Raw genomic sequence first — 15,467 nt, 5'->3', positions numbered from 1 at the left:
GGGCACGGGAGATGAATACCGCGCCGGCATGCGCGCACGCTGGGTCGTTCCTCTCGCCATGATCACCGCGCTTCCGCTCGGCTGCCTGGATCGGGCGGAGCGCCGGGTCGAGCAGATCGCCGAGGCGACCCCGCCGCCGGCTCCGGGGCCGCTCGACGTGCCGCCCTCTGCCCGCGAGGCGGTCTCGCTCCAGGAGGGCTTCGCGCCGATCGTGTCGCGCGTGAGCGCCGCGGTCGTGAACGTCTCCTCGGTGCGGTTCGTGCGCCCGCCGGCGCCCGAGCGCGTCCCGTTCTTCTCGAACCCGTTCTTCCATGAGTTCTTCGGGATGGGCGGCGACGGGCGCGACGGGCGCGACGACAGGGGCGGCCAGGAGGGCCAGGCGCCGGGCCCGCTCGTGCAGCGCGAGCAGAGCCTCGGATCGGGCGTGATCGTGTCGCGCGAGGGCCACGTGATCACCAACGCGCACGTGGTCCAGGGCGCCAATCAGGTGCGCGTCGCCGTGCCGGGGCGGCAGGAGATGAAGGCGACGGTCGTCGGCGTGGACGCGAAGACCGACGTCGCGGTGCTGAAGCTCGAGGGGGGCGAGTTCGCGTTCGCGCCCTTCGGCGACTCGGACGCGGTGCGCGTGGGCGACTTCGCGCTCGCGATCGGCAACCCGTTCGGCATCGGCCAGACCGTCACCCAGGGGATCATCAGCGCCGTCGGCCGCGGCAACATGGGGATCGTCGACTACGAGGACTTCCTCCAGACCGACGCGGCCATCAACCCGGGCAACTCGGGGGGCGCGCTCATCAACATGGCGGGTGAGCTCATCGGGATCAACACGGCCATCCTCGCGCGCGGCGCGCAGGGCAACCAGGGCATCGGGTTCGCCGTGCCCTCGAAGCTCGCGCGCGCGGTGATGGACCAGATCGTGGAGCACGGCCGCGTGATCCGCGGCGCGCTCGGCGTCGCGATCCAGGACGTCTCGCCCGGGCTCGCCGAGGCGCTCGGGCTGCCCCCGGACACGCGCGGCGCGGTGGTCAGCGACGTGTCCGCGGGGAGCGCCGCCGACAAGGCCGGCCTCCGGCGCGGCGACGTGATCGTCGCGCTGCGCGGGGAGCACCTCGCCGACGGCCGCGACCTGCGGATGCGCATCGCCGAGACGAAGCCGGGCACCCGGGTCGAGCTGCGCGTGCTCCGCGACGGCCGGAGCCTGGAGCTCGCCGCGACCCTCGACGAGCTGCCGGAGCCGAAGGCGGAGGCGCCCACGCCCGCGCCGACGCCGACGGGCGCGCTGGGCATCGAGATCGCCGCGCTCTCGGACGACCTGCGGCGGCGGTTCGAGATCCCCGGCGACGTGAAGGGCGCGCTCGTCGTGGGGCTCAGCCCGGGCAGCCCGGCCGCGCGGGCGGGGCTCGGCCCGGGGGACGTCATCCTGGAGGTGAACCGGAAGCCGCTGACGGGCCCCGAGCAGCTGAAGCAGGAGGTCGACGCCACGGACAAGCGGCCGGTGCTGCTCCTGGCGTGGCGGGAAGGGCGGACGCGGTTCGTGCTCGTGGAGCGGTGAGCCCGGGCGGCGCGCCCCGCGCCGGCCCGCCGCCGGCGCCGGTCACTCGGCGATCACCATGATCTCGGTCGCCTTGATGAGCGCCTGCACCTCCTTGCCGACCGAGAGCCCGAGCTCCTTCACCGCGTCGCTCGTGATCACCGCGACGAGCTCCGTGCCGCCCGGCCCCTCCATCACCACCTTGGCCATCACGTCGCCGACCACGATCTCCGTGATCTTCCCGGGAATCTTGTTCCTGCCGCTGATCTGCATCCCCACCCTCACCCGGAGGATCGTAGTGCCGAGCGGTCCGATCGTCCCCGCGTGGGTCGCCGAGAGTCTCACAGCCACGAGGAGTAACTTAGTGTGGCTAACTGATTGTTCCGCGCGGGCGCCGAGAGCCCGTAGGCGCCGCGACCGTTCAGGCCGGGAGCGGTTGGCCGCCGGCCCTGCCCGGCCGGCGCCGCGCGACCTCGATCCCGGAGATGCAGACGGCCAGCCACATGCTGCCCGCGGCGAACCCCGCGAGCACGTCGCTCAGGTAGTGCACGCCGAGGTACATCCGGCTGAAGCCCATCGCCACCGTCCAGCTGAGCGCGAACGCGACGAGCGCGAGGCGAGCGCGGAGCGTCCGGAGGAACAGGAGACCGAGGTACGAGAGCATGCCGAACGTGACAAACGTGCCCATCGAGTGTCCGCTCGGGAAGCTCCACCCCGCGGCGACCGCGAGCGGCTCGTCGAACAGCGGCCGCGGCCGCGCGAACAGGGCCTTGAGGGCCTGGTTGAGGAGCCCGCCCCCGGCGAGCGCGATCAGCCAGCCGACCGCGAGGACGCGCTGCCGCCGGCTCAGCAGCAGCGCGGCCACGACGAGGGCCAGCACCGTGAGCGCCCAGCCGCTGCCGAGGTGGGTGAAGGCGCCGAGCGCCGTCACGCCGGCGCTGCTCGACGACGCATGGAGGGCGCGCGCGAGCGCGAGATCGACCTGAACGATCCACGCGTTACCGCTCACGGACTGCGCGATCGCGACGAACACGAGCGCGGCCAGGGTGAGCGCGAGGCCGAGGCCGAGGTGGATGACGAGGTACTCGGACGCGGAGAGATCGCGGAGCACCCGCGCGATCGCGGGGAACCGGGCGGAGAGCCGCTGCGTGATCGGGTGCTCGGCGGCCGCGCGGTAAGCCCCCGCGGCCCGCCCCCACAGCGCGCGGGCGTGGCGCTCGGAGAGGCGCGCGACCGCGACCAGCCCGAGGAGGGCCCCCACGGTCCCGGCCAAGAGCAACGCGAGCAGCAGAACGGGCCGCGCGCCGACCGCCGAGGCGAGCTGATCCGCGCGGACATCCAGCGCTTCCATGGCCGGAGCTCTAGCACGCGGGCTGCCCGGTCCGGCGCGACCGCGCCTCGCCGGCGCGCGGCGCCCCGGCGAGCGCGGGAGGAGCGCACGGCCTGCGCTCGGCCTGCGTTCGCCGCAGGCCGCCGGGGCGACGCCGGCGCCCGCGCGGCGGGTCGCGCTCACGGGGTGAGCGACACGATGGCTGCGGGCGCCGAGAGATCGCTCACGTCGGCGACGCGGATCTCGTCGTCGGACACGGAGTAGACGTAATCCTCCATGAAGACGCTCCGCTTCACCTGCGAGCTGCCGCGGGTCCACCAGTTCCCGCAGCTGGTGTACGGGTCGGCGCTCGCGTCGGGCAGCGGGTGGGCGACGCCGCCCATGGAGGTGAAACCCTCGCCGACGTCCACCTTGTAGACGAGCAGCCCGCTGAACGTCATCGTGTCGGCGTACTCTCCGCCGTCGCCGCCCTCGCAGATCACCATGGGGATCCCGAGGAGCCCCCGCTGGGCGAAGTAGTTGAACGCGAGGTGGTTGGTCGCCGCGTCGCTCGTGGAGCCGCGCGTCCCGATCTCCACCTTGTGCATGAGCTTCGGCGCGTCGAGGTTCGTGACGTCGAAGATCTGGAGCATGATCCCCTGGAACCAGGCGAATTCCCCCTGATCGTCGGCGTCGTAGCCGATGCTCATGACGTGCCCCTCGTCGATCATGTGCATGTACGTCGAGAACCCGGGGATCTTCAGCTCGCCGCGCACCCTCGGTGCCTCGGGATCCGAGAAATCGAGCGTGAAGAGCGGGTCGGTCTTCTTGAAGGTCACCACGAACCCGACGTCGCCGTAGAAGCGCGCGGACCGGATGTCCTCGCCGGGAGCGAGGTTGTCCACCATGCCCTTGACCACGAGCTCGCCGCCCTCCAGCTTCAGCGACGCGACCGTGTTGTGCGTGTCCGGGTCGGGGAGGTGGCCTGTCGTGGTCGCGACGCGGAGATAGCCTTTGTGCTCGCTCAGGGCGAACTGGTTGAGCACGCGCCCCTTCACGACGCCGCTCCCCAGGTAGGCGCTCGGCAGCGCGCGCTCGCTCAGGGCGAACTTGTGGATCGTCGTCGCGTCGGGCGTCGTCCCCCCGTCCTCGTAGAACCAGCCGTACGTGCTCCCGAACTGGTGCCGGCTCGCCACGTAGAGCGACGCTGCGGTCGCGTAGACGGCGCCGGGCCTGCCCACGATCGTGGCCTGGCCGATCGCCTCGCCGCCGAGCTCGGTCGAGACGACCGAGAGGAAGCTCTGCCCGTCGCCGGTGTTCGACAGATAGAAGCCCTCGCAGCCCGCGAACGGTTCGGCGCTCGTCGCGATCGCCTCGCCGTCCCGGTACACCGTCTCCTCGACGGTGGGCAGATCGACCTCGATCGGGGCCGCGTCGATGACCTCGAGGTTCTTTTGCGCGATCTCGTCGAACGCGCTGTTCACGGCAGCCACGTTCAGCGGGGTCGGCCCCTCCTCGGCCATGGCGCAGAGGTCGAGCCCCTCCGGCGAGAGCGCGAGCCCCTCCACCGTCGGTCCGGGGGAGTACACGACCGTGTGCACCGCGCTCCCGATGCGCCGGGCATTGATGAACGACCCGGAGAACTTCAATGTCCGCACGACGGTGGGCGCCGTGAGATCGCTGATGTCGAGCTCGGTGACGAGGAGCGGCGTGCCGTCGCCCGTGAAATCGCAGTCGTATCCATAGGTGCAGTCCGCGGTCTCGCGGTACTCGGCGGGCTCGTTGGGCGCCGGGGGCGCCGACGAATACACGAGGGCGCGATTCTCGTGGACGAAGAGCTTCTTCGGCTCGCCCTCGATCGGGACCGCCGCGATCCGGTGCGTGTCGGCGGCGGGCCACGCGTCGAAGATCTGGAGTTGTCCGTGGGCGAGGAGGTAGACGTGCTCGCCGTCGTTCTTGATGAAGTCCGCCTCGTCGACGTCCGCCTCCTGCGTGTTCGTCGTCGAGTGCTCCGTGGCGGCCCCGTCGTCTTCCGCGGGCGGGGACGGGAGGTCGTGCGGAACCGGGTCCCCCGCCCCGGTCGAGGTGCCGTCGGCGGAGCCGCCGCCGCCGGCGCCCCACCAGAAACACCCGGCCTCGAGCTCCTCCAGGGCGAGCTTCCGCCTCGATTCGATCGTATCGAGCATGTCCTGCTTCAGCCGCTCGCGCAGCATCCCCTCGACCTCCTCGCAGCTCGCCGCGAGCGTGAGGGCGCTCTGCGCGACGGTCGTCTGCGGGGGCTTGCCCGGTTCGCTCGATCCGATCGAGCAGGCGGTGAAGCCGGCGCCGAGCGCGAGCAGCGGAACGAGCATGGTTGTCCTGGAGAACGAGCGCATGAAAAGCCTCCCTGTCAGTCCGTCTCAGAAGCGATGGACGGCAGACAGGCATGCGACGTGCCGGCCACATTATGAGCGGTTGTGAAGGGTTGGCATCACCCGGCTGGCACACCCCCGTCGGCTCCAGCTGGCGCACGGCGGCACAGGTGCTTTCGAGGCTCACCGGTGTGCGCCGCTGGCGGCGCGCCGGGCTGGAGGGCTGAACGCCTCGCCGCCTCACGTGCCGTTTTCGTGCTGACGAGGCTCGGGCTGAGAAGGGTGATGTATCCCGGACAGAGCGCCGCGGCGAACGCTCCTTGAAGGCGTGGGGCTCGCGCCCCGGGCTGCCTCAACCTGGGTCGGGTCCGTCTCCCTAGACGACCGGTCTACTAGCTGCTACGGTGGGGCGTCATGAACGGGACTGCCGCCGCCATCGACGTCCGCCGGCACATCCTCGACGTGGCCCAGCCGCTGCTGCTCCGTAAGGGCTTCACCGCCGTCGGCCTGGCCGAGGTGCTGACGGCGGCGCAGGTGCCGAAAGGCTCGTTCTATCACTACTTCGGTTCCAAGGAGGCCTTCGGCGAGGCGGTGCTCGAGGCCTATTTCGCCGGCTACCTCGCGCGGATGGACGCGCTCCTGGCGCAGCCGGGCACGGCCGCGCAGCGGCTGGTCGCCTACTTCCACGACTGGCTCGACTCGCAGACCGGCGAGGAGGCGCAGAGCCGTTGTCTCGTGGTCAAGCTCGGCGCGGAGGTCTCCGATCTGTCCCAGAGCATGCGCGCGGCGCTGGAGCGCGGCACCCGCGGCATCATCCAACGCCTGGCGCGCTGCATCGAGGCGGGCAGAGCGGACGGCTCGCTGGCGACCGCGCCGGACGCGCACGCGGTCGCGGTCGCGCTCTACCAGAGCTGGCTCGGCGCCAGTCTGCTGGCCAAGATCGCCCGCGACCGCGCGCCGCTGGACACGGCCATGGCCGGCACGCGGCAGCTCTTGGGTCTGGCGCAGACGGCCTGAGGCGGGAGAGGAGCATGCACCCCCGCCTTTCGTCACGCCCGCCTTCTAGACGACCGGTCTACTCGAAGGTCCACGCCGCGCTCGCCTCGCCCGTGCCGGCGCGCCGGAGCGAGCGAGCAGAACGTTGTTCCACCCCACGTCAACCACACCTCACCCCCGGAGTAGCCCATGCCTCGAAGCGATAGCGTCAACCGCCGTGTCCTCCTCGCCGCGCGTCCGCGCGGCCTGCCGACGCCGCAGGATTTCCGGCTCGAGGAGGTCGCCGTCCCGACGCCGGGCGAAGGACAGGTGCTGTTGCGCACCCTGTACCTCTCGCTCGATCCGTACATGCGTCAGGTGATGGACGAAACCCGACCTGTCTATGCCCCGTCGGTGCGGCTGGGCGACCCCATGGTGGGCGGCACGGTCAACCGCGTCATCGCCTCCAAGCATCCGCAGTTCCGCGACGGCGACCTGGTGCTCGGCAACGCCGGCTGGCAGGACTACGCGCTCTCGGACGGTCAGGATCTGATGCAGCTCGGCGAGCTGGCGCAGCCGTCGCTGGCGCTGGGCGTGCTCGGCATGCCCGGGTTCACCGCCTACGTCGGCCTGCTCGACATCGGCCGGCCCGCGCCGGGCGAGACCGTGGTCGTGGCCGCGGCCACCGGCGCGGTCGGCGCGGTGGTCGGGCAGATCGCCAAGCTGAAGGGCGCGCGCGTGGTCGGCATCGCCGGCGGCGCCGACAAGCGCCGCTACGCCGTCGAGGAGCTCGGCTTCGATGTGTGCCTCGACCGCCGCGATCCGCAGCTCGCCGAGCGCCTCGCTGTCGCCTGCCCGGACGGCATCGACGTCTATTTCGAGAACGTCGGTGGCGCGGTGTTCGACGCGGTGCTGCCGCGGCTCAACGTCGGCGCGCGCGTGCCGGTGGTCGGGCTGATCGCGCATTACAACGAGGAGACGCCGCCGCCCGGCCCGAACCGGCTGCCGCTGCTGATGACGGCCGTGCTGCAGAAGCGCATCCGCATGCAGGGCCTGGTCATCCTCGATCACTATGCCGACCGCTTCGAGGCCTTCCGCCGCGACATGGGCGAGTGGGTCGCCGACGGCCGGGTGAAGCTGCGCGAGGACCTCGTCGACGGGCTGGAGAACGCGCCGGAGGCGTTCATCGGCCTGCTCGAGGGGCGCAACTTCGGCAAGCTCGTGGTGCGCGTCGCGGCCGGCTGACGCGCCGCCGCCGGCGAGCGCGGCGAGGTCGGCTCTCCGCGGCGACGCTGATTCGGTCCGCCAGCTCTGCCGTGCACGGCGCCATCCGCAGCGCGGGCGCGCTATGCTGGCGGCCTCGCGCGACCGACGTCGGCGCGCCGGGGAAGCCGGAGAGGGACGAGAGAGGGAGCGATGGAGAAGCTGGTCCTCGAGCCGTACGCTGCGCAGGCCGCCCGCTGGCCCGCCGCGGGGCGCCACATCCTCGCGCAGTTCGACGCCGAGACCATCGTGGTCTACCAGGCGTACCGGCCCTCGATCGCCCGCCACGCGGCGCTGCACCAGCGCCTCGGAGGCCCGGAGTTCAGCTTCGGCCGCATGAGCTGGATCAAGCCGAACTTCCTCTGGATGATGTACCGCTCGGGCTGGGGCACGAAGCCCGACCAGGAGGCGGTGCTCGCCATCCGCCTGCGGCGCGCGGGGTTCGACGCGATCCTGGCGGCCGCGGTGCCGTCGAGCTTCGTCCCCGAGCTGCACCCGAGCCAGGAATCGTGGAATCGAGATCTGAAGCGCTCGGACGTGCGGCTCCAGTGGGATCCGGACCACCATCCCTCGGGCGCGCCGGTCGCGCGGAGGGCGATCCAGCTCGGCCTGCGCGGCGCGACGCTGCGGCGGTTCGCCGAGGAGTGGACGGTGGGCGTGGAGGACATCTCGGCGCTCGTGGCGGAGCAGCGAGAGGCGCTGAAGGGCCAGGGCGCCTCGGGGCTCGTGATCCCGCGGGAAGAGGTGTACTGGCCGGCGGAGGCGGAGGGGGCGACGCGGGTCGGGCTCGAGCGGTGGGCGGGCGGAGAGGAGCGAGGTCGATGAACGGCGGGAGGGCCGTCCGCGCGGCGGCAGGCCTCGGCGACGCATGAGCGACCGTCCGACCATCGTCGAAGTACCGCCGCGCTTTCGCGTGGTCACCGGTCCGTGGGACGCGGAGGCCGACGAGCGCACCATCGTCCTCGGCCCGAGCCACGCCTTCGGCGACGGCCGGCACGAGAGCACGCGGATGTGCCTTCAGGCGCTCGCGGCGTTCGCGCCGCGAGGCGGCTTCCGCCTCCTCGACGTCGGGAGCGGGACCGGCATCCTCTCGATCGCCGCCGCGAAGCTCCGCGGCGAGGCGATCGGGGTCGACATCGACGCCGCCGCGATCGCCATCTCTGCGGAGAACGCCCGGCGGAGCGCGGTGGAGGCGCGCGTGCGCTTCGCGACGACGTGGCCGGATGGAAGCTTCGACATCGTCGTGGCCAACATCCTTCGCGACGTGCTCACCGAGCTCGCCCCCCTCATCGCGGCCCGCCTGGCGCCGCTCGGCACGCTGATCCTCTCGGGCCTCGTGTCCACCGACGTCCCGGAGATCGTCGCGCGGTATGCGCCCCTCCTCGCCGGACGAAGGCCGGAGATCTTCGAGCGCGGCGCGTGGCGTACGCTCGTGTGGCGCCTGGCCGACCGGCGAGGGCCCTAGCTCCTTCCCCTCTCGCCTCGGCGCCCTGGCGGCCTTTCTGCTGTTCCGGGGCGACCTCCGCAGCCGCGCTAACGGTCGACGGCGTCCATGACGGCCTGCCACTCCGGCGAGAACGAACCGTCGGTGCGCTTGATCTCCGACCCTGTGTCCCACAGCACGGGGACGATGCCGCGAGACTGCGCCGCCTCCACCACCGACTGCATCCACAGCCTCCGCGACGCCGGCTCACGGGGGTACTTCTCGCCCAGCGTGACGGCGAACTCGCCGAGGATGATCGGGATGCTCCGCTCAGCGCTGAACGCGCCGAGCTTGTCGAACAAGCCCTTCAGCTCCGCCTTTTCGGCGTCCGTGCCCCACGTCGTCTTGGGCGAGCCCCAGGACTCCACCGTATCGAGGCCGCAGAAGGTGTAGGGCGTGTAATAGTGGATCGAGAGGAAGAGGCTACCCGTGCCGGCCGGATCGGTCGGCACCTTGAAATCGCTCACGCAGGTCCTGTCGATGTCCGTCACGAAGCCGGAGATGAGCAGGGCGCGGCTCGCGTTGTAGCCGCCCTGCTCGCGCACGGTGGTGACGAAGAGCTGGTTCATCTCGTTCAGGGCGGCGTAGTCCGGCGTCCCCCCGTCGTGAACGCCGTTGACCCAGTAGTTCCCCTCCTCGTTCATCCCCTCGAGGATCAGCTTGTGACCGACGTCGCTGAAGGCCGTGGCGATCTGGGTCCAGTAGGACGCGAACTTGGTCTTGACGTCGTCGGTGAGCTTGTACTTGTTGGCGTTGGCCTCGTTGAAGATCCAGCCCCCGTCCCAGTGGATGTTCACGATCGAGTACATGCCCGCCGCCTCGATCCAGCCCACCACCTCCTTGACCCGGGCCATCTTGGCGGCGTCGATCGCGCCGTTGACGGCGTAGGTGTCCCAGGCCACGGGCACGCGCACCGTCTTGATTCCATGGCTGGCCATGCCGTTGATGAACGCCTGCGTGATCAGCGGCTGGCCCCAGCCCGTCTCCCACTCGGTGGTGTTCTCCAGCGTGTTGCCGATGTTGGTCCCGATGCCCATGTCGGGGACCATGGCTGCGGCGTCCACCGGCGTCGCCGATCCGCCGCTCCCGCCGGAGCCCCCGGTTCCCCCCGCGCCTCCGCCGCCCGTGCCGGCGTCGCCAGCGCCCGCGCCGCCCGCGCCGCCCGTGCCGGCGCCGCCCGTGCCGGCGCCGCCCGTGCCGGCACCGCTCGTGTCCGTGCCTCCGCCGCTGCCGCCGGCGTTCCCGCTCGTGCTGCTCTCCGAGGAGCACCCCAGTGCAACGAGCATCAACAAGGGGGCAGTGAGATTGCGCCAGGACGTGGCCGCAGAGCAGCAGAGTTGCAAGCAGTTCATGAACGACATGGATACCGAAGTCCGCCGCGAAGTACAACCTCGCCCCTGGCAGCGCGGAGGTGCCGGGAGCTGGCGCTCCAGCCCCCTCCACGCGAGATCACTCCCAGTCCTTGCGCTGGGGATTCACCCAGGGCGAGGTGCACATGACGCAATCATCGCTGTAGAATAATGCTTCCCGCCGGTGTCGTTGTAGATCCAGTAACGGAGCCAGGCCACGATCGCAGGTCGCTGGACGCATGGAGTGCGCCCGGATATCGTCCCAGCCGAGCCCAACTGCTGCTCCTCCCCCTGCGCGCGCCTCGTCTGGAGCCATGGCGCGACCGTCAAGGTGAACGCGCATGAGGGCGCAGGGCCCGGTGCGCGTGAGGGCCTTTCAGGGCACGGCGAGAGGAGCTCCGCAGCGCGGAATGTGAACGTTAACATGGCCGGCGTCAATCACAAACTGGCGCGCGGCGGTCGCCCGCGGGCGCGAGGTCCGCGCCTGGCGAACGGATCTAGTGGCGCGGCATGACGCGCCCTCGAGCCTCCTGCTCGCGTCACCGACGCCAGCCACACCGACGCGATGCGGCGCAGGTCTGCCGTACCGGCGCGGCCGCAGGGGCGGGCGGCGAAGCTCGAGGTAAGCGGTTGGCAGGCGCCGAGGCAGGCGCAGAGGCCGGGCGCCTCGACGCGCGCGTCGACGCCGCGTGGCCCAGCGCTATACTCCCGCGCATTTCAAAGGAGATTGCTCGCCATGGAGTACCGGTCGCTAGGAACCAGCGGGCTCAAAGTCCCCGTGCTCTGCCTCGGCGCCATGACCTTCGGGGAGGCGGACGAGAAGTCGTTCATGCACAAGGTCGGCTGTGATGAAAAGACGTCGTTTGCGATCATGAGCCGAGCGCTCGAGCGGGGCGTGAGCTTCATCGACACCGCCGACGTCTACGGCCAAGACGGGCTGTCCGAGCGCATCGTGGGCGCGTGGATGGCGGAGGCCAAGAGCCGCGATCGCGTGGTGCTCGCCACCAAGTTCCGCTTCCGCATGGGCGAAGGGCCGAACTCCTCCGGCGCCTCCCGCTACCGCATCGTCCGTACGGTCGAAGACAGCCTGCGGCGCCTCAAGACCGATCGCATCGATCTCTACCAGATCCACATGCAAGACATCGAGACGCCGGAGGAGGAGACCCTCCGCGCGCTCGACGATCTCGTGAGGGCGGGCAAGGTCCTCTACCTCGGCGCGAGCAACTACGCGGCGTACCGCCTCACCGACAGCCAGTGGATCGCGAAGACCGAGCACCTCCATCGGTTCGTCGCGCTGCAGATGCAATACAGCCTGCTCGTGCGCGACCTCGAGCGCGAGCATATCCCGGTGTGCGAGCGGTTCGGCATCGGCGTCCTCCCGTGGTCGCCGCTCGCCGCCGGCTTCCTGTCCGGGAAATACGCGAAGGACCAGCCGCCGCCGCAAGGCGTTCGCCTCGAGAAGTGGAAGCAGCGCTTCGCCGATTACGACAACGACCGCGGCTGGCGGACGCTCGACGCGGTGAACGCGATCGCGAAGGAGAAGCAGACCACGCCGGCGGCCATCGCCCTCGCCTGGCTGCTCGCCAAGCCGACGGTCACGTCCGTCATCTTCGGCGCGCGCTCGCTCGAGCAGCTCGACGACAACCTCAAGGCCGCCGACATGAAGCTCTCGGCCGAAGAGGTGCAGAGGCTGGACGACGCGAGCGCGTTCGAGATCGGATATCCCTACAACTTCATCGGGAACGTCCAGAAGCGCTGGTGAGCGCGGCGAGGGCGCCTCACAGCTGCGACCAGAACTCGAGCTGGTGCGCGGCCTCGACGTCGACGCCGCGGATCCCGCCGTCCCCCGGGGCGAGCGATTGCACGTGCGGCGCGTCGCCCGCGCGGAACCCCGGCCAGGACGGCAGATCGGGGCGGTTCGGATCTCCCCCGCGCGCGAACTGGGACCAGTACGCGATCATCTGCTGCGATAGCCGCTGCTGCTCGGGCGCGAGCCCGGGTTCCTCCCCGACGAAATCGAGCAGGTACACGACGTCCGAGGCGTGATGCGCTCCGAGCGGGAAGCCCGGCGGCGCGGGGACGGCCGCGGGGGCGCCACGGTCGGCGAACTCGAAGGCGAACACCGGCGCGTGCGCCGCCAGCGCGCGATTCTGCTCCTGCGTGGCGCGCCACCAGACGCGGTCGGTGATCACCGCCGCCCACGCGAGGGCCGGCGATTCGTACGCCTCGAGGGGATAGCGCGCCTCGACCTGCCCGGCCGCCTCGCCGAACGCCTCGACGAGCAGCTCGCGATACCGCTCCGCCGTCACCGGCGCGCCCGCGAGCTCGTAGAACAGCGCGACGAACAGCCGGCCCTCGTCCTGCGTTGCGCCCGAGAGCACCGGCACGCGATGGAATCGCCCCGCCCGCAGCGCCTCCGCCGGGCTCTCGGGCAACACGTCGTCGCCGAACGCGGGCGCCACGAAGCGCGCCGTGTGCGGCAGGAGGTCGGCCACCGGCAGCGCGCGCATGCGCTCGATCGCGACCGCCGCCTCGCTCGCCGGCTCGACCCACCCCTGCTCGGCCGCGAGCGCCTCCCCCGTCGCCCGTAGCTCGGCGAGCGGCGACCAGAACGGCGGCAGCGCGGGCAGCTCCGGATAGAACGTGCCCGCCGGATAGTCCGCCAGCGCGAAGCCGCTCTGCAGCGCGACGCGATGGAATAGCCCGGCCGCCGCCGGCGAGGTGAGCTGCGCGCTCGCGGCGAAGGCGCCCCACGACTCGCCGAACAGGGTGACATTGCCCGGGTCGCCGCCGAACGCCGCGATATTGCGCTGCACCCATCGCAGCGCCGCCTGCTGATCCTGCAGACCGAACGTCCCCGAGCCGTCGAGGCCCGGATAACCGAGGAACCCGAAGATGCCGAGCCGGAAGTTGATCGTCACGACGACCACGTCGCCGCCGACCGCGAGCCGACGGGCGTCGAAGACGCTGCCGGCGCCCGTGGCCTCGCCGCCCCCGTGCAGCCACACCATCACCGGCAGGAGGCGCCCTGGAGCCAACGAACGCGGCGTGACGACATCCAGGAACAGGCAATCTTCGTCGTCGCTGCCGAGCGGGCTGTACGCCGTCGGTGTCTGAGGGCACGGGCTGCCCGGCCGCGTCGCGTCCCTCGGCTCGGTCCAGGGCGACACCGGCTGCGGGGCGCGCCAGCGCAGCGCGCCCACCGGCGGCGCGGCGTACGGTATCCCCTGAAACAGGCGATGATCGTCGCGCAATGCGCCCCTCACCGGCCCGGCGTCGACCCGCACCAGCGCCGACTCGACCGTCGTCGGCGCGCCGTCGGCGCCGCCGGCGCAATGGGTGGTCGCCAGCGCGCCAATCATCGCTGCTGTGCTCGTCGCTCGTCGGTGGGTCGTCACGGCTGCCTCCGATCGCGAGGTCCGAGAGCATGACACGCACGGCTGCGCGGCGCCGCCGTCCCCCCGCGCAGCGAGCGGGGACGCCGCGCGACGCGCCGCAGGTTGACGTCTCGCGTCGCCTGGATGTAATGGCACGCGATGCATCGCGCCCTCGCCACCGCTGCACTGCCGCTCCTCTTGCTCGCGTGCGCCACCGCCTCGCCGCCGCCCTCCGCGCCGGCGGCGCCCGCGCCCACGGCGCCCGCGCCGGCGGCGGCCGCGGCAGCGCCCGACGCGCGCGCGCAGCAGGCGCTCGGGGAGCAGCTCGTCGCCGCGTTCAACGATACCTGGAACCGACACGACATGGACGCGTTCGCCGCCCTGCACGCCGAGGACGCGGACTTCGTGAACATCTTCGGGATGTGGTGGCACGGGCGCGCGACCATCCGGGAAAACCACGCTGGCATTCACAAGACCGTCTTCCGGCAGAGCCGCCTCGAGAGCGTGCGCGTCGAGACGCGCTTCGTGGCGCCGGACGTCGCGGTGGTCCGGTGGGCATGGGTGCTGACAGGCGTCCTCACGCCCGACGGCAAACCCGCGCCCGACATGCAGGGCATCCTGGTCCACGTGGCGCGGCTCGAGGGGGACCGGCTCCAGTTCGTGACGACGCAGAACACGCAGGCGACCGCCGACGCTTTCCGCGCGGTGCGCGGCGCGGAGCCGCAGGGCAGACCAGCCCAATAGGGCCGCCTCCGCCGGCGCTCGACGAGCCGTCAGCTCGCCAGCGCCGCCTCGCCCCGCCGCGGCCCCTCCCCCGCCCCCGAGAGCGCCGCGCGGAAGCTCTGGATCGTCGCGTAGAGCCCCTGCCGGAGCGCCACCCGCGGCTCGAACCCCAGCGCCCGCCGGGCCAGATCGATCGCCGGCCGCCGCTTTCGCGGATCGTCCTCCGGCAGCGGGCGGAACACGATCCGGCTCGCGCTGCCCGTGAGCCGCACGATCTCCTGCGCCAGCTCGAGCACCGTCACCTCCACCGGATTCCCCAGATTGACAGGCCCCATCTCCACCGGGTGCTCCATGAGCCGCACACACCCCTCCACGAGATCGTCGACATAACAGAAGCTCCGCGTCTGCGCCCCGCTCCCGTAAATCGTCAGCTCCTCCCCCCGCAGCGCCTGGACGATGAAGTTGCTCACCGCGCGCCCGTCGTCGATCGCCATCCTCGGACCATACGTGTTGAAGATCCGCGCGATCCGCCCCGACGCCCGGCCCTGACGGTGGAAGTCCATCACCAGCGACTCCGCGCAGCGCTTGCCCTCGTCGTAACAGGCGCGCACCCCGATCGGGTTGACCCGGCCGAGGTAGCTCTCCGGCTGCGGGTGCACGTCCGGGTCGCCGTACACCTCGCTCGTCGACGCCTGGAGCAGCCGCGCGCCGTGCCGCTCGGCGCACTCGAGCGCGTGCAGCGTGCCCATCACGTTCGTGATCGTGGTGCGCACCGGGTCGCCTTGATAACGCGCAGGGCTCGCCGGCGACGCCAGGTTGTAGACCCGGTCGATCTCGTAGTCGAAGGGCAGCGTCACGTCGCGCTCGACCAGCCAGAAGCGGCTGCTCCGCATCAGGTGGGCCACGTTGGTCGGCGAGCCCGTCGAGAAGTCGTCGAGCGCGATGACCTCATGGCCATCCGCGAGGAGCCGCTCGCACAGGTGCGAGCCCACGAAGCCGGCGCCCCCCGTCACCAGGATGCGCATGCTCCTCCCCACCGCTCTCCCGTTCGCGTCCACCATCGGAACACCTCCGTTGTCGCAAGCCCGCCCCTCGCGGGGCGCCGAGAC

The 15,467-nt window shown here is 71.5% G+C and carries 13 protein-coding genes; 7 read left to right on the top strand and 6 right to left on the bottom strand.

All coding sequences use genetic code 11. The features are described 5' to 3' along the window. Positions 1-58 precede the first annotated feature (58 nt). Positions 59-1,549 carry a Do family serine endopeptidase gene (locus tag WMF33_RS48585; protein WP_437334946.1) on the top strand — a complete coding sequence of 497 codons (1,491 nt, stop codon included), beginning with the start codon at positions 59-61 and terminating at the stop codon, positions 1,547-1,549. A 42-nt stretch (positions 1,550-1,591) separates the two neighbouring features. Here the strand turns inward: WMF33_RS48585 and WMF33_RS48580 are convergent, their stop codons facing one another. From WMF33_RS48580 to WMF33_RS48570, 3 genes are all read right to left on the bottom strand, one after another. After that, positions 1,592-1,879 (bottom strand): TOBE domain-containing protein, encoded by a 288-nt coding sequence (locus WMF33_RS48580; RefSeq protein WP_437334945.1) that lies wholly within the window; start codon positions 1,877-1,879, stop codon positions 1,592-1,594. Between the two features lie 70 nt (positions 1,880-1,949). Further along, positions 1,950-2,879, bottom strand: a complete 930-nt coding sequence (locus tag WMF33_RS48575; RefSeq protein WP_437334944.1) for a phosphatase PAP2 family protein — start codon at positions 2,877-2,879, stop codon at positions 1,950-1,952. A gap of 158 nt (positions 2,880-3,037) precedes the next feature. Further along, the gene (locus tag WMF33_RS48570) at positions 3,038-5,188 is read right to left on the bottom strand and encodes a beta-propeller domain-containing protein (RefSeq protein ID WP_437334943.1); all 2,151 of its coding nucleotides are present in this window, start codon (positions 5,186-5,188) and stop codon (positions 3,038-3,040) included. A gap of 414 nt (positions 5,189-5,602) precedes the next feature. Between WMF33_RS48570 and WMF33_RS48565 the strand changes: the two genes are divergently transcribed. The 4 genes from WMF33_RS48565 (at position 5,603) to WMF33_RS48550 (ending at position 8,891) form a co-directional block, all read left to right on the top strand. Beyond that, a complete protein-coding gene (locus WMF33_RS48565; RefSeq protein ID WP_437334942.1) occupies positions 5,603-6,205 on the top strand; it encodes a TetR/AcrR family transcriptional regulator in 603 nt (200 codons plus the stop codon). A gap of 168 nt (positions 6,206-6,373) precedes the next feature. After that, complete coding sequence (locus tag WMF33_RS48560; protein ID WP_437334941.1) at positions 6,374-7,408, top strand: NADP-dependent oxidoreductase; 1,035 nt, start codon at positions 6,374-6,376, stop codon at positions 7,406-7,408. Positions 7,409-7,579: 171 nt separating this feature from the next. After that, positions 7,580-8,251, top strand: a complete 672-nt coding sequence (locus tag WMF33_RS48555) for a DUF4291 domain-containing protein (protein WP_437334940.1) — start codon at positions 7,580-7,582, stop codon at positions 8,249-8,251. A 43-nt stretch (positions 8,252-8,294) separates the two neighbouring features. Beyond that, on the top strand, positions 8,295-8,891 hold the full coding sequence (locus WMF33_RS48550; protein WP_437334939.1) for a 50S ribosomal protein L11 methyltransferase: 597 nt from the start codon (positions 8,295-8,297) through the stop codon (positions 8,889-8,891). A gap of 68 nt (positions 8,892-8,959) precedes the next feature. On the opposite strand, the gene WMF33_RS48545 is transcribed toward WMF33_RS48550, so the two are convergent. Next, on the bottom strand, positions 8,960-10,195 hold the full coding sequence (locus WMF33_RS48545; protein WP_437334938.1) for a glycoside hydrolase family 5 protein: 1,236 nt from the start codon (positions 10,193-10,195) through the stop codon (positions 8,960-8,962). A gap of 799 nt (positions 10,196-10,994) precedes the next feature. Between WMF33_RS48545 and WMF33_RS48540 the strand changes: the two genes are divergently transcribed. Further along, the gene (locus tag WMF33_RS48540; protein WP_437334937.1) at positions 10,995-12,020 is read left to right on the top strand and encodes an aldo/keto reductase; all 1,026 of its coding nucleotides are present in this window, start codon (positions 10,995-10,997) and stop codon (positions 12,018-12,020) included. A 16-nt stretch (positions 12,021-12,036) separates the two neighbouring features. On the opposite strand, the gene WMF33_RS48535 is transcribed toward WMF33_RS48540, so the two are convergent. After that, positions 12,037-13,620 (bottom strand): carboxylesterase/lipase family protein, encoded by a 1,584-nt coding sequence (locus WMF33_RS48535; protein WP_437334936.1) that lies wholly within the window; start codon positions 13,618-13,620, stop codon positions 12,037-12,039. 174 nt (positions 13,621-13,794) lie between these two features. On the opposite strand from WMF33_RS48535, the gene WMF33_RS48530 reads away from it, so the two are divergent. Continuing rightward, positions 13,795-14,379 carry a YybH family protein gene (locus WMF33_RS48530; RefSeq protein WP_437334935.1) on the top strand — a complete coding sequence of 195 codons (585 nt, stop codon included), beginning with the start codon at positions 13,795-13,797 and terminating at the stop codon, positions 14,377-14,379. 29 nt (positions 14,380-14,408) lie between these two features. Here WMF33_RS48530 and WMF33_RS48525 read toward each other — a convergent pair whose 3' ends face one another. After that, positions 14,409-15,419 carry a UDP-glucuronic acid decarboxylase family protein gene (locus WMF33_RS48525; protein ID WP_437334934.1) on the bottom strand — a complete coding sequence of 337 codons (1,011 nt, stop codon included), beginning with the start codon at positions 15,417-15,419 and terminating at the stop codon, positions 14,409-14,411. Positions 15,420-15,467: the final 48 nt, after the last annotated feature.

The organism is Sorangium sp. So ce394 (genome assembly GCF_051474665.1).
In the GTDB taxonomy this organism is placed as follows: domain Bacteria; phylum Myxococcota_A; class Polyangia; order Polyangiales; family Polyangiaceae; genus Sorangium; species Sorangium cellulosum_D.
The sequence above is the reverse complement of the archived record's forward strand: the minus strand, read 5'-3'. Positions and strand labels throughout refer to the sequence as shown.